General features: G+C 50.9%; 12 protein-coding genes. 8 read left to right on the plus strand and 4 right to left on the minus strand.

The features are described from left to right. Nucleotides 1-198: 198 nt before the first annotated feature. Complete coding sequence (locus tag AB1656_16895; protein ID MEW6237064.1) at nucleotides 199-2,700, minus strand: DUF4962 domain-containing protein; 2,502 nt, start codon at nucleotides 2,698-2,700, stop codon at nucleotides 199-201. Nucleotides 2,701-3,197: 497 nt separating this feature from the next. Between AB1656_16895 and AB1656_16900 the strand changes: the two genes are divergently transcribed. The 7 genes from AB1656_16900 to AB1656_16930 all read left to right on the plus strand — a co-directional run bounded on the left by AB1656_16900 (nucleotide 3,198) and on the right by AB1656_16930 (nucleotide 12,204). After that, on the plus strand, nucleotides 3,198-4,736 hold the full coding sequence (locus AB1656_16900) for a hypothetical protein (protein MEW6237065.1): 1,539 nt from the start codon (nucleotides 3,198-3,200) through the stop codon (nucleotides 4,734-4,736). 111 nt (nucleotides 4,737-4,847) lie between these two features. Then, nucleotides 4,848-5,426 (plus strand): prepilin-type N-terminal cleavage/methylation domain-containing protein, encoded by a 579-nt coding sequence (locus tag AB1656_16905; GenBank protein MEW6237066.1) that lies wholly within the window; start codon nucleotides 4,848-4,850, stop codon nucleotides 5,424-5,426. Nucleotides 5,427-5,545: 119 nt separating this feature from the next. Next, a complete protein-coding gene (locus AB1656_16910; GenBank protein MEW6237067.1) occupies nucleotides 5,546-5,884 on the plus strand; it encodes a hypothetical protein in 339 nt (112 codons plus the stop codon). Nucleotides 5,885-6,046: 162 nt separating this feature from the next. Further along, complete coding sequence (locus tag AB1656_16915; GenBank protein MEW6237068.1) at nucleotides 6,047-6,790, plus strand: ThuA domain-containing protein; 744 nt, start codon at nucleotides 6,047-6,049, stop codon at nucleotides 6,788-6,790. 9 nt (nucleotides 6,791-6,799) lie between these two features. Further along, nucleotides 6,800-8,632, plus strand: a complete 1,833-nt coding sequence (locus AB1656_16920; protein ID MEW6237069.1) for a hypothetical protein — start codon at nucleotides 6,800-6,802, stop codon at nucleotides 8,630-8,632. Between the two features lie 69 nt (nucleotides 8,633-8,701). Next, entirely contained in the window at nucleotides 8,702-10,441 is a 1,740-nt protein-coding gene (locus AB1656_16925) for a FapA family protein (GenBank protein ID MEW6237070.1), read from the plus strand. Beyond that, a complete protein-coding gene (locus tag AB1656_16930) occupies nucleotides 10,438-12,204 on the plus strand; it encodes a tetratricopeptide repeat protein (GenBank protein ID MEW6237071.1) in 1,767 nt (588 codons plus the stop codon). The genes AB1656_16925 and AB1656_16930 overlap by 4 nt, the downstream gene beginning before the upstream one ends. Before the next feature lie 10 nt (nucleotides 12,205-12,214). Here the strand turns inward: AB1656_16930 and guaB are convergent, their stop codons facing one another. Beyond that, complete coding sequence (gene guaB, locus AB1656_16935; protein ID MEW6237072.1) at nucleotides 12,215-13,696, minus strand: IMP dehydrogenase; 1,482 nt, start codon at nucleotides 13,694-13,696, stop codon at nucleotides 12,215-12,217. A 309-nt stretch (nucleotides 13,697-14,005) separates the two neighbouring features. After that, the gene (locus AB1656_16940) at nucleotides 14,006-16,255 is read right to left on the minus strand and encodes a hypothetical protein (protein MEW6237073.1); all 2,250 of its coding nucleotides are present in this window, start codon (nucleotides 16,253-16,255) and stop codon (nucleotides 14,006-14,008) included. Nucleotides 16,256-16,938: 683 nt separating this feature from the next. On the opposite strand from AB1656_16940, the gene AB1656_16945 reads away from it, so the two are divergent. Then, nucleotides 16,939-18,771 carry a hypothetical protein gene (locus AB1656_16945; protein ID MEW6237074.1) on the plus strand — a complete coding sequence of 611 codons (1,833 nt, stop codon included), beginning with the start codon at nucleotides 16,939-16,941 and terminating at the stop codon, nucleotides 18,769-18,771. A 223-nt stretch (nucleotides 18,772-18,994) separates the two neighbouring features. Here the strand turns inward: AB1656_16945 and AB1656_16950 are convergent, their stop codons facing one another. After that, entirely contained in the window at nucleotides 18,995-20,239 is a 1,245-nt protein-coding gene (locus AB1656_16950) for an ATP-binding protein (GenBank protein MEW6237075.1), read from the minus strand. Nucleotides 20,240-20,346: the final 107 nt, after the last annotated feature.

The following is a 20,346-nucleotide window of genomic DNA, read 5'->3' on the forward strand; positions in this document are numbered from 1 at the left end:
TACGCATGATGAAAAACAAGATGGAGATGTTTTCGTATCGTATTGAATCACGAAAACGCGAAATGAAAAAGAAAAAACACGAAAAAGAAATCCCTTCCTTAACCCGCCGTTGAAACGGCAGGCTATTACCGTTTGCCCCTTTAAAGGGGCATTTGTTAATAGCCCTGCCTTTCAAGGCTGGGATGATCTTTCGTTCACCTACTCTTTTTTCTCTTCTTTCAAATCGCTGGAAGAAACAAACAAGATTTCCCGGTCATATTTATCGAGTAATGTTTTTTCGAAAGCGCGGTAATATTTCGCTTCCACGGCCAGCGCGCTGCTTTCCCTTGCTTCTCCCTTTTTTTCTATTATCAGCAAAATTTTCGCGTCGTTTTCGATCTTCGACATAGTGTATTTTTCGCCGCCGGGATTCAAGACGAGGCCCAACCGGAAATCGATATCCGAAAAACCGTAAAGATGCTGATTTCCGCGCTGCATGGCGTCCAGCAGCATATTTTTTTCTTTTCCCGCCGGATAGGCTTTCATATAGGTTATGAAAGTCATTTCCTTTTGTTTTTCCGTCGTCTCCGCTTTCAAATGCCACTGTTTCAGATCCATTCCTATCGGAGGAGGATCGAATTCCGATGTTTGCGTAATCTTCAAATCGCTAGGCGTGGCAAAGGCGATGAGTACGGAACTTTCGCCGTTGTTGGCGACGATCTCCTTGGGATTTTTGATAAGAAATTCTTCCTTAGCATGGAGATAAAATTGAAATGTCGCCGGTTCCGGCGCTTCCAGTTCGTCTACCATAACGATCGCGTCCGGTTTGACAAAGAATACGCGCCGGACGAATTTATTCAGCCTGCCGCCATACGATTCCGTCGCGTCTCCCGCCAGGTAATCCACATCCTCGCCCAAACGTTCTTGGAAAATTTTCCCGCGCGCCCGCGAATTGTGTTTGATTTGTCCAACATCATCGACCGTTATGGAATTGTCCGATTTCGTCTCCCACATCCATTGCGTATGATGGGGGCTGCCATGCCAATCGCGATGTCCCGACCAGAGCAAAACCGGCTTGCCGAAGACGCTGAGGACAAACGAATTTTGGGCGTTGAATCCGTGGCTCTGTCTGCCGAAAGGACTGCTTTTGAAGAGAAAATGAACGTCCGATGCGGATTGCGCCAGGTTGGAATGCAGCGATGCGACGCCCACGCCGTGGAAAATTTTAGAAGAAGGGAGATCGTCCGGGGCTTTCGCCGTGACATTAGGAAGATTGGCGCGCAACAAAACCTGATAATCCGGCTTATCGCCGGACGACCGATCCCCAGCTTGTTCCGCATACCACATCCAATAAGGATTCCCCGTCTGCCGGGCCAAGGCGTTCATCAGGCGAGCGTCGGAAGCGGGAAAGTGCATATCGGAACCGTCGGAAAAGCCGCCGAACGATGATCCGGGAGGATTTACGTAGAGAGGAAAATCTCCCGCATGGCTAAAGTACGGCTTCTTGAATCCATCGATGCCAAATCCCGCCCGCAGAATATCCATCCACCAGGTGATCCGGTTGATGTAAGATCCCCAATATGCCGTTCCTTCATGCCATCCGCCGTCGTCGTCGTTCCATACGGGGTAGACGTTGAAGAAGATATCCATCGCGTATTGCAACCACTCTTGCGCTTCGGGAATATCGTCGATGAAAGCGATAGCCGTCTCGCCCATGAAATGCCAAGCGCGGTTGGCGTGGCTTTCGTAAGGGCGGACGGTTTGATGGCGGGAATCTCGTAGATAATGGTAAACCTCTTCCCCTCGGATTTTCATACACTGGACGATTTTCTCCCGATCCTGCGGCGTTAATGCGTTATAAGCCCATGTAAAAGCGCGGGGGATGCGGCTGAGGATGGGCATTCCGCATTCATCGTTATATCGGTAAGAAGTCGTCCCATTCGGCGGCCAGGAACAGACCGCCAGCATCCATTCCCGCGCTCGGACGCCATATTTCTCTTCCCCCGAAAGAAGATAGGCGAAGGCGAGGTTGGCGGCGTGTTCCACCGCCCTTACGGTAATGCCGGTATTCTTGCGCCATAGGTCGATATCCTCTTTGCTGTCGCTGAAGCGGCGGCCTTCGGGATATGGCGCAGGTTCATCGACGGTTATAGGCGTTTCCAACATCCGATCTGCTTGTTGGATAAAATCGTTCCATAACTGGGGTTTTTGGCTGGCGATGTTTTCCCGAAACGGCTTTGCTTCTTCGGGCCGCAGAAACAACTTGGGATGTTGCTTGGGCAGCCGCCGCAAAAGAGTAGTCAGAGCCGGTTGGGGTAACTCAACGGCGTCTTCCGCCAGAGTAAAAGAGCGTACTAAGCTCCATCCGGCGATGGTTCCATCTTCAGCGACATAGGCGTATCGCCAATACCATCGGCCTGGATCCAATGCCGCCGCGGGACAATGAACATTAAGCAGCAGGCTCGTTTTATCGTATTCCACAATAGAAAAATCATTGCGGCTGGAGCATTGCAGGATGTACGAAACCGCCTCCTTTTCGGGAAGCCAGACGAATCCCGGCGGATTCACTTTGACAACGGCGCCGTCTTCGGGGAAATAAGCGACTTCTCCCGCTTCCGGAGAGCGATTCGAGACAGCGGCGGTTTCGCTGGCCGAGGAAGCCGAAATTGCGCCTATAAAGCATAAAAAAATAGGAATCGAATGACGCAGCGTTCTTTTCATTCCCCTAAAACCTCCAACCCTTTACTCTGTGATGGAATCAAAGAGTAGAAGAGGCTTCCAGCTTCTTGATCGGCGAAAAAAAGAGCCAAAAAGAGCCAGGATGGCTCTTCTACTTTGAATAGGCTAATGGCATAACAGGGGCGTTGTCAACGAACTTAAGGCGTAAAACCAGCACGTTCTATGGAATTCCTCCATCCACCTCTATAAAAACCGTTTCCCTTGCCATAATAATCCAAATCAATAATGATCTTATAAGAGGCTCTTGCAAAATTAATAAAATCCGCTTTTAATTCTCCCCCCAAGTTTGGGGGGAGTTAGAGGGGGGTTGATTTTATTAGACTTAAAACAACCCCCTCCTGACCTCCCTCAGGCTTGGGGGAGGAATAATAGCGTTTTGCAAGAGGCTCATAATTCAATCCATTTTCGCCGACAATTCCTCATTATTCGCGGCAAGCGGCGGCTTAATGGTATTTGCGATTTGGAAAATTCCTTCGGCTATGCGAAATAACCATCCTATCCTGCGGAAAATTGCTTTATCAATCTTGTTGATGGGATTATTTGCCCTGACATGGTTTCTTCGTTCCTGGAATTTGGGCATAGGCGACGGTCAATTCTGCTGCAAGATGACTGTGGGCGAACAGATGTTCGCCATCTCTCTCTCCCGATCCACGCTTTCGCTAGTTCTTTACCGTTGGCTCTTCTTTATATTGAATTCCCTATGGGGATGGTGGGTGGAAGATTGCATCGCACTTTCTTCGTGCCTGGCGGGCGTTCTCTTTTTCTGGGCTTTGTTCCGGCTGGCGCGGGCGTCTACTTCTTCGATCTTCGAACAAACTGTATTGTTTCTTTTCCCCTCTACGTCTTTAATTTTTCAGATATTCTGCGGGCATATCGAATTCTACTCCTGGACCTGCGCGCTCTTGATGTTGAGCGCTTATTGGAGCTGGCGCTCGATTCACGACGGCATGAATCCCTTCTGGGCGAGCGCAGCGATAGCCTTGTCAGCGGGCTTTCATCTGAGCGGCGTTTTTTATTTTCCCGCTCTGCTGATAATCCCTTTTCTTTCCCGGCGGCAAGAGGGCGAGCGACTTTCTATCCGGCGGGACGAATGGGAACGAATCGCAGTTTATTTAGCGCTTTTCCTAGCGATCGCTCTATTCCATCGGCAATTCATGTATTACCGCATCGCCTTTCTTCTCGCCATTCCGATCTATTTCCGCTTTATTCCCCAATCCTGGAAAGATTACTTGAAGCCGGGGCTGCCCGTGCTTATACCGTGGCTGGCGCTTTACTCGTTGCGAGCGTTTTTCGGTTTGCGTTCGGAGCCGATATTCGAACATTTGCCGCCGGTTAACGGCCCTTACGATCCGGGAGTGTATCTTTACGAGTTCTTCTCGTGGGGGCATCTCCACGATAAGTTGATGTTTCATTTATGGCTGGCCCCATTCGGCGCAGCGTTATGGATTTATTTTCTGCTATTTTACCGGCGGGCGATTTTCCAGGATCGATGGCTTTCCTTTCTCGCCAATTTTTGCTTTTGGTCATTGGTGTGGAGCATCCTTTTTTACAACCAACTGAGGGATTGCGATTGGTATCTGGCATCCGTCAAAGCCGTTCCGCCCCGCGATTGGGATTTGTTCGCCACGATGTCGATTCCGCTCAACCTCTTCGCCGCTTTCGCCTGCGTCAGGCTTCTGAGGCCGATTCTACTGCGCGCGCTCATGCCATTGATGATCACCGTTCAACTATTTCTTTCGCTTCCCATCGTCATCGACGATTCGGGCCTATTGACGGATCGCGGCTATGTCGATTTGAAATTCGATACGGGCGACCGTCAGGCCAATGTCCATGTACGCCAGTTGAAAATCGGGGTAACGCCCGTCGAGCAGAAAAACATACGGGCGGGATGGGCGGAAATCATTGTCATTCCCGTGGAAAAAGGCTATTCCTCCTGGACGATCGCCAAGGACTTGCGTCCGGGAGAAGAATATTTATTCGAAAAGACGCTAGAAAAAATCAAATCGGCGCCTCATTGAAGTTCAATCGAGACGGCTATTTTTTCCGGTACTAACTAGGTATACTAACGCCATCCAAACAATGATTTCATATGTCATATCCATCCATTACTTGTCAAAGGATGATCTGTCATGCGTCTGTCTCGTCGGGAGGGTTTTACCTTAATCGAGTTGCTTATCGTTGTAGCCATCATCGGCATTCTGGCGGCGATCGCGGTCCCCAATTTTCTCAACGCTCAGTTGCGCGCCAAAATCGCCCGCATTCATGCGGATATGAAAGCAACTTCCACGGCCTTGGAACAATACATGCTGGATTGGAATTCGTACGTGGAAGACCACGATTGGCCTTCCGATGTTTCTCAACGCGGTTTGTTTCGTCTTACTACCCCTACGCCTTACTTATCCGCGCTTCCCGCCGATCCCTTTGAATCCCACTCCCTGCAAAATGCGGAAAAAAATCCTACTTTCGAATTCGGTTCGGGCAATGCAACCAGTTCCAGCAAAGCCTGGCCGAATCAAGCTTATCTCATCATTTCTACAGGCCCGGACTTGATGGAAGAAGTAACGAACAACGACCAATTTCCCTTTGGAACCATCATTCCCCAATACGATATGAGCAACGGCCTGAAAAGTTCCGGCGATATAGTGCGCATGGGAGGGCAATGGAATTCGGGAAATATCCGCATCGACGGAAAATGGCTGGTTCGGTAATCTTCGTCTTGAATGTGGTAGAGATAATCCTTCCCGATTTTTGGGGAGTACTTAAGATTTTTTTTTGAAATGCGAATAGCTTTTTTTAAATACTATGTTTTTTCTAGATTGCAAGATTAATGCTGGATTCCGAAAAAACTAAAGAACAACTCATCGAAGAACTAATTCATCTACGTCAAGAATTATCGGAAAACAAACGGGAAGAATTGGAACGGAAGAGAATCCGAGAAGAGCGGGAAAAACTCATCCTGGAACTGCGCGGAGCGTTGACTCAAGTGAGGACCTTGAGCGGGTTGCTTCCTATTTGCGCTTCCTGCAAAAAAATTCGAGACGAAAAGGGATATTGGAATCAACTCGAAAATTATATCCAAGACCATTCCGATGCGATCATCACCCACGGCATTTGCCCCGAATGCGCCGAAAAAATGTCTACGGAATATTCACGGCAATTTGCCTGATAAATCTCGTTGAAAAGCCGGCTCGCAGTCGATTCTATTCGTCCAATTCTAAATATACTCCATCCCGCTGACAAATCGGCTCTTTCCCTTGCCTATCTATAAGATTTCCGCACAATAAGCCTACGATGGTTCAATAAGAAATGGAATTGGGAGGATAAATCCATGCGAATCCAGAAAATATTTTTAGCTTGCTTAATCGGTTTAATAATCGCTTTCTTGACGATTCCCGCTATCGGGCAAGCCGCCGATAGACCGCCCGTAAAATGCCTGATGATGGGATTGGGAACGCATAACGAAGACAATCTGGTAGAAACGCTGGACTATATCAAGGAACATTATCCCAGCGTCGCGATTACCGCCACAGAAGATATTGAGGCGCTGCGGTACGAGAATTTGAAGAAATACGACGTATTGGCCATTAATAGAATTAAGGTGGATAACGGCAATCCGCCGGATTTCGTTAAAGATGGAATCGTCCGTTTTCTGCAGGAAGGCGGTGGATTGTTGGCCAATCATTTTTGCGTAGCCAACGTGCAGAATTGGCGCGACTCCATCGATATTCTCGGCGCGATGTGGGTTTCGGGAAAATCGACCCATAATCCCTACCACGAGTTTCGCGTGGATATCAAAGACGAATCCCATCCCATTCTCGAAGGGGTAAAACCGTTCACGACGAACGACGAACTGTATTTTAACCTTCTCATGCGTCCGGATATGAACGTCATCATGACCGCCTACGAAGAACGTTTTGGACGAACGGTGGCGGAGCCGATGCTGGCGACGCACTATTTTTTCAACGCCCGCTGCGTCTATTTCGCACTAGGCCATGACGCCGCATCATGCAAAGTTCCGGAATACCGCCAGATCATGGTTCAGGCGATCGAATGGGCCGCCTGCCGGCGTTAGATCTTACTCATGGAAACAATGACGGTTTCTCCCATTTCCCGCAGAAGGCTGTTGATCGGCGGCCTATCCGCATTTGGAGCATTAGGATTGTCCAATTCCGGATTAGCCGCCGATTCGGGAAAGTTGTCCGAAGACCGGCGCCGCTCCTTGATGCTCGCTTTGGAGGAAATGGAACCGCGATACGATCCGCAAGAGCGGATGGTAAAATCGTCCGTTTCCAAAGTGGGTTATCACACAACGCTATCTGAGGGAACGGTACACCCTACGCGGGAGTCATTGACCTACGCCGCCGCCCTTCTCGATTCTGGTAAGGAGAAATTCTATCGGCGGGCGGAGGACATTTTACGCCGGACGATTTCTCTCCAGGACCAAAATCACGCCAATAAGACTTATGGAATTTGGTCTTGGTATTTGGAAGAACCTTTGGATAAGATGTCGCCGCCTGATTGGAATTGGGCGGATTTCTGCGGCGTACAGTTGTTGGCGGCGTGGATCGGCCATCATGACCGTCTGAGCGGCGATCTTGCGGAACAGGTTCGCGAATCGATCCTCCACGCCGCCGAATCCATCAAGCGCCGGAACGTCAGCCTGGGATATACGAATATCGCCGTAATGGGAACCTACGTCGTCTTGGCTGCGGCGGAACAATTCGGCGTCAAGCCGTTGGAGGAATACGCTAGAGACCGGCTGCGGCGTCTTCACGCTTACATCCTCGAACAAGGAACGCTCGCGGAATACAACAGCCCCACTTATACTATCGTGGCGTTGGCGGAACTGTCGCGGATGCTTTTGCATTTGCGCAACGAGGAAGACCGCTCGCTGGTTAATGACATTCACAACTTGGCCTGGAAACACGCCGCCATCCGCTTCCATCCTCCAACGCGCCAATGGGCCGGACCCCATAGCCGCTGTTACAGCACGGACTTGCGGGAAAGGAAAAACTATCTCGCATTTCTGGAAGCGGCGACGGGAAACCAGCGGCTGATTTCCAAAGAAAATCCTTTGCCGCTAGGTTTGGATTATTACCGGTTGCCGATTCATTGCCCGCAAGAATCTATCGCCTATTACGCCAAACTGGACGAACCGCGAAATGTTATCGAAACCTTTGCGAAAGGAAAAACTCCCGTCATCGGGATGACTTATCTCCATCATCAATTTGCTTTCGGATCGGTCAATCATGGGGATTTTTGGAATCAACGGCGTCCGTTTTTGGCTTATTGGGGAACAGGGGAAAAACCGGCATACTTGCAGCTGCGCTTTTTGCATGACGGATACGATTTCTGTTCCGCGATTCCCTTTACGGCGCAGAAAAAAGGCGCCGCGCTGACTACGGTTTTATTGGCGACGAATTACGGCGACGCGCATCCCAGTTTGGATAAAGTGAAAAATGGGACGATCAAAGCCAAGGATTTGCGTTTGCGCTTCGAATTCGGCGCGGAAATCGGAGAATTGTCGCTTCCTGCTTCCATCGATCCCCAAAAGGAAATCGTCGCCGCCGACCGTAATATTCGGATTATAATAAAACCGCTTAGCGGACGTTTCGGCGATGAGGATTTTCGTTGGGAGACGGGCGGCAATGGCGAAAAACGCTGGATCGACGCCGTAGCTTGGTCGGGAGAAGAACGAAACGTCGATCTGTCGCGCCTGGGAGAAGCGCATTTGACTTTCGCTTTTCTAATCGCGCCCCAAGAGGAATCGGCGATTTCCTTCTCTTCCGCGCAAACCAAAGTGGCAAACGGCCGTTTGCAAGCCGCCTGGACAATCGGGGAAGAAACGCTCAATCTGGAATGCTTAGCGAAACCCGATGAGTTGAATGCCTTGCGCGACTCATTTTGGCGATAAATCCTAGGAAAGGATTTAGCTGCCCGTACAAACAATAATCGCGTCTATTTACGATTCGATGGATCGAAGATGAGCGAAATACAGGATTCTCAACAACACTTATCCGGCATTGTTACTCAGTTGAAAGAGGGACTCAACGCCGCCGCCGACGCCATCGAGAACACGGCGGATGGAAAGAATCTCGCCGCGGAATTGCGCCGCAGCCTTCCCTTATTGAAGCAAATGGAAGAGTGGGCGAAAACTCTGCCGCAAGAACGCACGCGCGCTACTCTTTTCTCCGTTATCGCCGCCTTGGACGATATGCTTTTGAAGGCGGTAGCCGAAGGACGGATATCGCCCGAAATTTACGGCGCCCATGAGGAAGAAACTTCCGCCCCATTTTTGACGGAAGCCATCATCGCCATTGGTCCGGAAATGGAAGTCAGCCATGACCGGATGAGCGTCAGCGCCTTTATTCCCAAAGAGTATATCAAGATTTGGACGCCGAAACTGGTAAGAGCCGGTTTGGAGAGACAGGGAATCGCCGTCGAAATCAGCGACAATAAAATTCAAAACCTGTTGAAAAAACCCGGCGTTATGCAAAAAACCGCCGTCGGCAAAGAACCCGTCTCCGGCGAGGACGCCGTCATTGTGGATGTCATCGGTTTGGAGAAATTGACGGGAAAGCCGTTTATCGACGAACGCGACCGCGCTAATTTGAAAGAGATCAACCGCATCATCGACGTCGCCCGCGATCAAGTCCTTCTGGAGAAAAAACCGGCGACTCCCGGCATTCCCGGCATGGATGTTTTCGGCGGGGAAATTCCCTGCATGGACGGCGCCGATGTTTCTTTTCCCGCGATCTCGAATACGATTCCAGCGGAGGAAGGCATGAAACTGGTTTCCACCGTAGACGGCTGCCTTTATAAAGAAGGCGACCGGATCGTCATCATGCCCGCCCTGGAAATCAAAGAAAACGTGGATTACGCCACAGGCAACGTCAACGCCTCGGTCTCCGTAACGGTGAAAAAAGACGTATTGACTGGCTTCAAGGTCGAATCGTCGCAGGATGTCGTGGTTCAGGGAACCGTCGAAGGAGCGAAAATCATCGCCGAAGGCAATCTCTTTCTGGAAGGAGGCGTTCAGGGAAAAGAGGAAGCCTACATTCAAACCCAAAAGAATATCCACGCCAAATTTCTCAACAGCGCCAGACATGTGGAATGTCAATTACTGACAGTGCAAGGCCCCGTGATACAAACGAAAATACGTTGCCGCCGCTTTTACGGCGAAGGAACGTCCGCGGAAATTATGGGCGGAACGATCGAAGCGGTGGACGATATTTGCGCGGAACAGATCGGCTCGGAAATCGGCGTCAAAACCGTCATCCGTCTCGGCCACGATGTCAACGATTTGGAAGAACGAATAGAAAAATTGAAGAAGGTCGTCCTTGCTATCCAGCAAAAATTAGAACTCTACAACAAATCGCTCGCATCCCTTGACCATTTGATGAAAAAAGGAAAAGAGTTGACGCCGCATCAGAAAGAGACGTATAGAAAATTGAATATCCAAATCGAGAAAGCCAAGGAATTGCTCGCCAGCAAGGAAGAAGAACGCGATAAGAAGGAATCGGAATCGGTGGACGCCAAAAACTGTCAACGCATGGTTCGAGCCAGAAAGAACATTTTCCCTGGCGCCGAATTTCATCTGTTCGATCGTTTTCTGGATATAAAAAAACCGACAGGGCCGGCATCCATTCAATTGGTTGGGGAATCGCTGGAGATTCTTCCTTACCAGGATCGAACGCTTGAAGAGGCGGGTGAGATAGAATGAACGATGAAATCTCCTCTCAAAACGGCGCAGCGCCCGAAGCATCCCCTTCCGAGCCAACTCCGGCGGAACGCAACGGAACCGGACAACGCGTCCAACAAAAAAGAGTCATCGACAAACTGCGCCAGAGCTCCGCTCGCAGGGATGTTCTCAAGAAAACGCGGATGTCTCTTGGCGAAGACAATTGCGCAGCGCGCGCTCAAGAATTCCAAGACGCGCTCATGGAAGGAGACGCTAATAAAATCGAGAACGAACGCTTGGAAATTAAACGCACGTTGGATCTGGAGCGAAAAACCAAGCGGATGTCCGCCGCCGCTATGAAATGCGCCAAGGTTTTTCTCGAACTGAGCGCCCACCTCGTCGAACAGAAACGCGCCGTCGAAGAAAAACAGCAGAGCCTCTCCGTCTATCAATCCGAAGAGAAGCGGAAAAATCTCAATTCCGCCGAACGGATCGAAGTCCACAACCTCGTCACTCAGTTGCGAACGCTGTTGCCAAATTACTTCGCTCTGCGCGATAAGACGTCGGGAATTTTTCAGACTTTATGCCGGATGCGAAGCAAGGAGCAAACGGAAGAATCCAGCTTGATGCGGTCCGCCGAAAACTATCTGCAATACGTCGAAGGGCCTCAGCGTGGCCATCTTGAAGTGCAGATCAAGGAAAAGATGAAGGACATGCCTTACGAACACCGCGTGGCCTCTCTCAAATCCTTCATCGAGAATCTCACGCGCCTCGCTCCCAGCATTATCCAAGCCGAAGTCGAACGGCTTCTCGAACTGGCGGAAGAATTTTACATCGAGGAGCATTACGACGACGCCGTCGCCGAACTGAATAAAGCGATGGAATACCGTCCCGCGCAGGAGGAGATTTATTCGCTGTTGGCAAAATGTTGGGCGCAAAAAGGCGAACGCGAACGGGAACTGGAGAATCTTGCCAAGGCCGTCGAATGCAATCCCCAAAACTTTCGGTTGGTTATGGCCTTAGCCGAAGCCCTCGAAGAAGACGGGAGAGATTTGGAAGCCATACCAATTTATCAAAAAGCTCTGGATATGCAGCCGGAGCAATTTTCTCTCACCGCTCATCTGGCGCGGTTGGCCTTCGACCGGCAATTATGGAAAACGGCTATTCCACTATTGCTAAAAATCATCAATAAAAAGACCGATTCCTTAAAGACGCTGCGGCGCTTGGGCATCGCCTTAATCCGAACCGGAGAATACGACCGGGGCGTCTCCATTTTGAAATCGGTTTTGCAGCGTGGAGAAAGAGACGGTCAAATCGATTTGAATTTGGGTCTCGCCTATCGCGCCAAAGGATTTTATAGCGATGCTCATCGTCATTTCCAAGCGGCATCCGCCGCTCTGCCCGAAGACTGCGAATCGGCCTATTGGCTGGCGGTTTCGCATTTCGACCGAGGCGATTTTCACGAGACCGAAACGATAATCCGCTCCATTATTCTACGTTGCTACGATCCGCCTCGGACAAGCCTTCTTTTATCCAAAGCGCTGCGGCGTTTGGGAAAAACGGAGGAAGCGGCGGCGATCCTACGGACTTTTATCGATCATGGAAACAAAGAAAGAGAGATTTTATTGGAATATGGACAGGTTTGCCTTCAAGCCGGAAAAGCGGACGAAGCCTACGAAAAATTGCAAACGCTCGTAAATCTCCATCCCTCCGACGAAGAAGTACGACTGGCATTCGGCCTGGCGTGCGTTCAATCGAAGCGCTTTCAGGAAGCGATCCGCTATATCGGCCCTATGGCGGGGTGATCGATCGGAATCAGCCCAAACGGTAATTCGGCGCTTCGCGGGTTATAAAAACGTCGTGGGGATGGCTCTCCTGCAAGCTGGCTTGGGTGATCTGGGTGAATTGTCCGTTTTCCTGCAAATCGCGGATGGCGCTGGCGCCGCTGTAGCCCATGCCCGCGCGAACGCCGCCGATCAATTGAAAGACGTGGCCGGATAGGCTTCCCTTATAGGGGACGCGCCCCTCGATTCCTTCCGGAACCAATTTTTGCACTTCCGTGACGTTGCCCTGGCCGTAACGTTCCTTGCTGCCTTTCTGCATGGCGGAAACGGATCCCATGCCGCGATAGAGTTTGAAGGTGCGGCCTTCGTAGATGATGGTTTCCCCCGGCGCTTCTTCCGTTCCGGCGAAGAGAGAGCCGATCATTACAACGTCGGCGCCCGCCGCGAGGGCTTTGACGATGTCGCCGGAATACTTGACGCCGCCGTCCGCAATCAGGACCGACTTGTATCCTTCCATGGCGCAAGCGCAATCGAAGATGGCGGAGATTTGCGGCACCCCCGCTCCGCTGATGACGCGCGTCGTGCAGATGGAACCCGGCCCCATGCCGACTTTCACGCCGTCCGCGCCCTTATCGCAAAGGAATTTCGCCCCATCCGCCGTCGCCACGTTGCCAGCCACGACGATGGCGCCGGGATATTCCTTTTTCACGCGCTCGATGGCCTGGCCTACGCGGGAAGTGAAGCCATGCGCCGTGTCGATAACGAGAGCGTCCGCGCCCATTTCCAACAAAGCCCCGGCGCGCTCCGTGGCGTCTTCCTCGCTTACGCCGATGGCGGCGGCCACCCGCAAGCGGCCCAAACGATCCTTGGCGGCGTTGGGATATCTTCGCTTCTTTTCGATGTCCTTGACTGTAATCAATCCCTTGAGCGCGCCTTGCGCATCCACGACGGGCAATTTTTCGATCCGGTTTTTATGCAGTACTTTTTCCGCTTCTTCCAACGTCGTTCCGATGGGGGCCGTGACCAAATTTTCTTTGGTCATGAATTCTTTCACCGCCCGGTTCGCATCCCCTCTATCGATGAAACGGAGATCGCGATTGGTGATGATGCCGACGAGGATGCCGTTTTCCGTGATGGGGATGCCGGAAATGCGAAAACGGGCCATTTGTTGCAGCGCTTCGGCGATGGTGGAATTCGGCTCCAACGTGACGGGATTGATAATCATGCCGCTTTCGGAGCGCTTCACATGATCCACTTCCGCCGCCTGCTCTTGAATAGACATATTTCGGTGAATGACGCCGATGCCGCCTTCCTGGGCGATAGCGATCGCCAGACGCGATTCCGTCACCGTATCCATCGCCGCCGAACACAAGGGTATGGAAAGTTTGATATCCCCGCCGAAGCGAGTGGATAAATCTACGTCGCTGGGCAATATCTCGGAATAGCCGGGCAGGAGGAGAACATCGTCGAAGGTGAGAGAAACGGAAATGAATTTTTGATCGCGTTTTAACATTTTTCAGCCATTTCTTGCGTTTTCTAATAATCCTTTATTTTTAAAAAGCGGACGCCGCTTCGGGAGTAAAGGCCTATCGCCTATTTCCTTTCGAGCAAGAATCGGAAATGTATAAAAAAGTATTATATCTGAAAATTCGGAAAAGGCGGCTAAAGCGCTCGATGATTCCAATTCTTTCCGCTTTTTCGCCAAGCGCCGCTTTTGATCTTTCCCAATATAAAATAAAGGTCCTTAAACAGATTCAGGCCGACGCATCCCGCCGACCTGAATCGAATCTTCTTTACTACGATACAGTGAAAACGAATTATATCATTCGGGACTCGTTATAGGAGTTACGCCCGTAATCGGCTGGATGCCCGTCGAAATTTCCAAATCATGCGCGAAGCCGCTGGGGAAGTACAACACGTTGCCCGGCAGACTGGGAACATCGCCCGCTTTATGAATCGTTCCAAACCGGTCGAGAACGTACATGCCGACGATCTTGCCGTCTTCGCCCGGTACTAACGTCAAATCGCGGGCGGCGTCAAAGCCCAAGTTGACGAAATTTTGTTCGATGCCAGGCTTGACGAAATTGTCCGCCGCTTTCTTGCCCGCCGCATTGACGATGAAGACTTCGCCCAGGCGCGTCAGCAAGCAGAAGCCGCCGCCGTTCGGCATTACTTCGATATCTACGGCGATGTCGTAGGCGTAGAAAGGCGGATTGGCGAAGTAGGGAGCGTTAACTGACGGGTCCATATTCCCGGTCTTGGAATCTTCCCAAGGCGCCGGAAGAGGATTGCCGCTCTCGTCTTCCATCATAGTATGCACTGCGCCATAACCGTCGAGAATCGCATAACCGTCCGTTACTTTCGCGGAAGGCGCATAGACGGGCTTGGAGACGTCGGAACGATTGGGATCGATTTTAATCGGCTGATAGAGACGATTGACATCAACGCCCAACGACGCCGCTTCATCGCTGCGTTTTTCGGAATCGGGAATCACCGCGCCGGTCAATTCCACGACCCGCGTCATCACTTCGAGATCGCGAGCGATGGGGAAGCCTTCGCCCCCGGAGAACAAGAAATAGGGCGCCAACCGGCTTTTCGCGTTGCCATCATTATCCAATCCGTCGTAATCCGTTTTGTAAACCGGTTTGAACTGGAAGAGATCGAAGAATTTATCTACGCCATCCGCATTGTCGGAAATCAGCTTCATAACTTCAGCGTTGTTCACGTAATGAACGCCGGCGAAAGCGTCCAGAATATAGTAACCTTGGAAGGCGTTCGTCATTGACCGCCAATCCACGGCGACTTCCATATCGCGGGCTACGCCGCCTTCTACTCCGGGAATGGAAACGTCAAAACCGAAGTAGGGCATAAAGGCCGGAGCGCTGGGATGTTCTTCGTTGTATTTCTTCATATCCGCCAAGTAATCCATCTTCGGCGCGCTTCCCGGCCCTTCGGCGGGCATAGAAGGCCCGGTGATCATTAACGGATGTACTCCCGCGTATTTGTCCAGCGTATAGATGCCCGTCAGTTCGTCTCGGCTATTGGCTACGACTTCCAAATCGCGGAAGGCGTCGAATCCCAAGTTAAACATATCGAATTGAGTGGGTACGCCATTTTGATCTACTTGAAACAGAGGAACCTCGGCGGGATCCAGCAGTTCCCCATGCGCCGTGCGAATGACGCCGTAAGTATCCATGCCGACTGCGCCGTTGATATCGGGAGAAGCGTTAAAATCGGAGACGTTTTTCGCGCCGTCGAACATACCGGCGGGCGTCTCAGCGCCTTGACCTGGCGCCCAGGCGTCGCCGAAATGCATCCGCACCCAATCGATTTCCATTTTCTGGGTGCTGCCGCCCGACGTGCGGCGGAAGGCGATTTCGCCGAATTCGCCCGTGGAAATGTCGTCCGTCCGATCGCTCTCGTAAACGAGAGTGCTGTTCACCCAACCTCTGATCAAGGAATGCTTATCGCCGGGAACATCGTCGATGATAACGAGGCGTATGATCACCCATTGATTGAAGCCGCCGGTGCGGACGTCTTTCACTCCGTTGCCGTTGCGGGAATCGTTGGTTTGTCCGAATTCCCAACCCGCGGCGCCTTCCGTATCGCTGACGGCGACATGGCCTAACGTCCAGTAATTTCCCGCTGAGTTGGTGATATCGATGACGGACTTTTGGGAATTGGTGCCGAGGTCCTTGATGCGAACCGCCAGGGTCATGCGCCCGTTCCACTTGCTGTAGATGTTTGTCCCGAACAGATAACCGCGCGCCCAGTTGCTTGCGCCCGGGGCGTTGGGATCGTCAGCGTTGTCGTCGAGGCGCGACCAAATGCCGCCGTCCTGGGCGTCGGCGCGGAATTTAATTTTTTCGTAGATCGGGCGGCCGTTGGTTTCCCCCGAACGCGGCTGCCAATCCGTTCCGCCTTCATCAACGATGGTTTGCGGCAACTTGCTTCCATCGTAGACAAAATCCCAGCTGCCGGTCTGGGCGAATGCGCCGGGAACCGCCAGCAGCGAGAAACATGCGATTCCACAAAAAATATATACGGGGAGCCTTGCTCTTTGACCGAACACAGTACCTACCCTCTCATTATTCTTTTTCATAGTAGTTAAATCTTTCTGGGTTCGATTATTTACAAAGTAATTGGTCATTTGAACCCCCTTTATTCTGGGTCAGAAGTATTCTCTAGTCCATTGAACGGGTTCGGAAAGCGCAAGAGCGCCCATATAAAATACTTTATTAATAGAAGAAAAATGCGCTAATGTCAAGAAAAAAAAAGGCTTTAGGACAATTTTCGTCAAAATAGAATTGACTTTGAATTCGCCTTCATCCCATGTCCTCAACCGAAAATCAAGCCGATAGGCTCTTTGTACAATATCACATTTTTCCGCATAAAGAAACGTCTGGAGCATTTCTTTTTGCAAAAGAATCCTCATTCCCATCGAAATTTTAGATATAAGAGCGAGTTAACGCTCGTTTTATCCAGAAAATTCCGTCTTTCGCAACGTCCGGCTTCGTCCCTTGGAGCGGTCTGTCTTTGCGGCGCCGACATCCGAATGGAGATAGACCTCGATTACTGTTTCGGCATCCGGCGATGCGCCGCCTTGATTCTATATCTTTTTCCAGGAAACTTTAGCATAATTCAGAAAAAATTTAAATATCCCATACTCTATAAATTACATTAACCCAAATTTCGCGGAAAGAAAGCGCGATCCTCGTTAAGACGCTGTTTCCATTATACAAACGGAGAAAAAAAATGATAGACCAGAATGCGCAGAAAGATATAGGAATCCAAGCGGCTTCCAACAATCGTCTTCCGGGAGCGGAGGAATCCGGCGTCCGCGCATCTCAACTTTGGTTAGTTTTTTTTTCCATCGCCCTGTTTTTCTATCTTTTTTTGTCCATCGGGAGCATCAACGCCAGATATGTAGATTATGGAGACGGCAATTACCTCTATCTATCTTGGCGGATGGCGGAAGGCGAGCGATTGTATCGCGATATTCCCAGCCCGCAACCGCCGCTGCATTTGTTTCTCGGCGCTCTCTTGGTGAAATTGGGAGACGGCGACGCCGGCATAGTGCGTTTGTGGCAAGCCGTACAACATTCGTTGACGGCGTGTTGCGTCCTCGCCATCGCGCTGCGGGCGTTCGCCAGCCTCGAAATCGCTTGTCTGGCGGGCGCCATCTATATCTTTCTTCCCGAAGGAGTCTGGTGGGCGGCAGGTTATCAATCGGAACCTTTGTTAATTTTATTACAGTGTTTCAATCTGCTTCTTCTTTTGAAAGCGTTTCAATTCGAGCGTCCCTCTCCGTCACTATACGCCGCCGCGTTCGTCTCCGTTCTATGTTGTTTTACGAATATGACGGCGCTTCCCTACGCGGCGCTGCAATGGTTCTTCGTTTGGCTTCTTTACCGCCAAGGCTTTTGGCGCTATACCCTTGCCTTGCTTGTTCCGGGATTTTTGTTGTTGTCGATCATGCTTGTCTACAGCGAAGGCCAATACCTTGAATACGTCTTCTTCCAGCAAGTGGGTACCTATCCGATGGAATCGCTTAAGGGAACTTTGAGTTATTTCCTCGGCAAATTGAATCAGGAAGGGGGGGATATTCTCTTTTACGAGGGGGGATTCGTTTTCGCCGCCCTGTCGGGCTTGTTTCTGTATTCCGGGGACGAACGTTGCGTTTATGCAAAACCATATATCTTATGGTGGGCGATTTTTTCACTCGGTTCCATCATTTTCGTAACGAAGGGCGGAACAGTGGAATACATCTTCACGATCGGCGAACCGGCGGCGGCGATTTTTTCCGCTTATTTTTTAGCGAATCTTTTCCTTGCTTCCGGCTTTCCCAACCGATGGAGAGAACTATTCGGCGATACTCTCGCGTTCGGCAAATTCGTTCTCGCCGTTTGCTTGTTTCTCCCGGCTGTGTTCATGAAGCCGCTGACGCTGTTGAATTGGACATTCTCCAACGCCGTTCGTCCCATGGAAATCGAAACGAAACAGGGCCGCGTCCAAGCTAACCGTTCCGTCATCTTCGAAATTCCCGGCGATGAGATGGAATGGACGGCGAAGTATATTAGAAAAATGTGCCCGGAAGATAAAACCATTATCTCGCCGCCATATTACGCTTTTTTGGCGAAAAGAAAAATAACGGAAAACGCTACCTGCCTCTTCATGATGGCCCATGCTTATTTCAACGAGTGGGCGCGGTTGAAGAAAACGCGCAACCTGACTTTGGATCTCCCGTCCTTGTCGGATATGAATTACGCCCTTCATCCCAGCATCCCCGCCTATAGCGAAGAATCTCTGCGCCATCTCGTGGCCATGTTCGATCAGGACGCTTCGCTGCGGCGGGAGTATCCCGTCATCGCGAAATTTTTGGAATTGCGGCGTCAGATCATGAGCAAAAAAGTCGCCTTGATTCTCAAAAACTCGAATCATTTCTATTTTCTTGTTCCTCCGTTGGACGAAGCGATTCGGAATTCGTGCCGAATCGCCGACGAACAACCCATCATCTCGTTCAACGGCGATCAGCCCCCCGCCCTTCTTCCGCGCGAAGAGCGAATTACGGCTTATGTTCCCAAGTGAATGATGAATGATGAATGATGAATGATGAAAAAAATCAATAAATCAAACAACGCGATCCATCCAACAATTTCTCACTCACCGGACATTTGCCCTAAACGGAAAATGCCCCTTTAAAGGGGCAAACGGCATTAGCCCGCCGTTTCAACGGCGGGGCGGCAGGTCTTTTCTTCCCGCAATCGCCGAGAGCATTTCCTCGGTAAGAAGGCTCATCATTCATCACTTATCATTCATCATTTTTTCCTTCACTGGCGGATTCCGCTTCCGCGTCCGAGATGGGAAATTGCAGGGTGAATGTCGTACCATGCTTGGGAATGCTTTTTGCGTCGATGCGCCCTCCCATTCCCTCGACGATGCTTTTGGAAATATACAATCCCAGTCCCGTCGATTCGTCCGATCCCCGCGTCGAATAGAAGGGTTCGAAGATATGCGTCAAGACTTCGTACGGCATTCCGGGACCGTCGTCCGTTAAAGAGATTTCCATTCTTTTTTCGCCCTCTTCTTCCATCGGAGAAGCGGCGATGCGGATGGAGCCTTCGCCCTCCAGAGCTTGGAAAGCATTCAATAGAATATTGGAAAAAACCTGGATCAGTTGATGCCGCTGCCCGAAAAGGAAGGGCAGATTTTCCGGCAGGTCCATCGAAACCTTCACGTTCTCCTGAGCGTATTTGACCAGGCGCAGCGACCGTTCCATTACGTCGCCGACATCGAGGAATTCCGCCCGCTCCCGGTCTTTGCGCAAAAAGCCTTCCAAATGCAGTTCTCGTAACAAGCTGAGAAAAAGTTCCGTCTCGTCCAGGATCGTTTTCTTGCTCTCGCCAGGCGGCAGCAATTCCGCCTCAGCCCGAATGTTGAGCACCGGCTTCTTCAAATCGTGCAAGAGATTGGCGGTAACTTGTCCTACCAAGGCCAGCCGTTCGAGATGAATCAATTCCCGCTGTTTTTCTTCCAACAAATACGTTGTTTTGCGCACCGCCTCGTCCTTGGCGCTTATCGTATAAAGCCCCAAACCAACGACTAGAACCAGCGCGATCATGCTGCCGCCTATGGCGATTTTAAATAGACGCCCCCGCCTCGCGTCGATGCGAATATACAAAATTCCCAAAGGTTCGTAATTATCGCCGACAATGCTTTTAGCGGCGTAATTTTCAGCGTCGAGAGGAGGCCAATCGGGATGGTCGATATCGAACGCCCAAGGATAGAGGGTGATTTCTCCGCCGTTGGGCGCGATTTTACGGATGATAATCCGGTTGATGTAAGGGTACTGCGCCTTAAGTTCCACAACCCTCCGCTCAATGCGTCCGGTGTCGATCTCCGTAACGTCTTTGCCTGCGAGGAAAGGCTGAAAATCGCGCGCCAAAATATCGGGCAAACTTTGGACCGCCTCCTCATGCGTCTTCGCCGCCCAAAGCAGAGCTACGAGAACGCCGATCAAAACCACGCCGAAAAAGAAATAAACGAAACGATTCACGACGAATTCGATTCCTGCAAAATTCGAGCCTTGCGCCGTCCGGAAGACGATAGAATTTTTCGAACGCATTCCATGGGAAGGAATGGATTCCGGCTATCTAACAATAG

It is taken from the genome of Candidatus Omnitrophota bacterium (assembly GCA_040755155.1).
Lineage (GTDB): Bacteria > Hinthialibacterota > Hinthialibacteria > Hinthialibacterales > Hinthialibacteraceae > JBFMBP01.

Bases quoted from the DNA above. Each gene is read 5' to 3' on its own strand.
- AB1656_16895 (MEW6237064.1), bottom strand. From the start codon at position 2,700: ATGAAAAGAACGCTGCGTCATTCGATTCCTATTTTTTTATGCTTTATA.
- AB1656_16900 (MEW6237065.1), top strand. From the start codon at position 3,198: ATGCGAAATAACCATCCTATCCTGCGGAAAATTGCTTTATCAATCTTG.
- AB1656_16905 (MEW6237066.1), top strand. From the start codon at position 4,848: ATGCGTCTGTCTCGTCGGGAGGGTTTTACCTTAATCGAGTTGCTTATC.
- AB1656_16910 (MEW6237067.1), top strand. From the start codon at position 5,546: ATGCTGGATTCCGAAAAAACTAAAGAACAACTCATCGAAGAACTAATT.
- AB1656_16915 (MEW6237068.1), top strand. From the start codon at position 6,047: ATGCGAATCCAGAAAATATTTTTAGCTTGCTTAATCGGTTTAATAATC.
- AB1656_16920 (MEW6237069.1), top strand. From the start codon at position 6,800: ATGGAAACAATGACGGTTTCTCCCATTTCCCGCAGAAGGCTGTTGATC.
- AB1656_16925 (MEW6237070.1), top strand. From the start codon at position 8,702: ATGAGCGAAATACAGGATTCTCAACAACACTTATCCGGCATTGTTACT.
- AB1656_16930 (MEW6237071.1), top strand. From the start codon at position 10,438: ATGAACGATGAAATCTCCTCTCAAAACGGCGCAGCGCCCGAAGCATCC.
- guaB (MEW6237072.1), bottom strand. From the start codon at position 13,696: ATGTTAAAACGCGATCAAAAATTCATTTCCGTTTCTCTCACCTTCGAC.
- AB1656_16945 (MEW6237074.1), top strand. From the start codon at position 16,939: ATGATAGACCAGAATGCGCAGAAAGATATAGGAATCCAAGCGGCTTCC.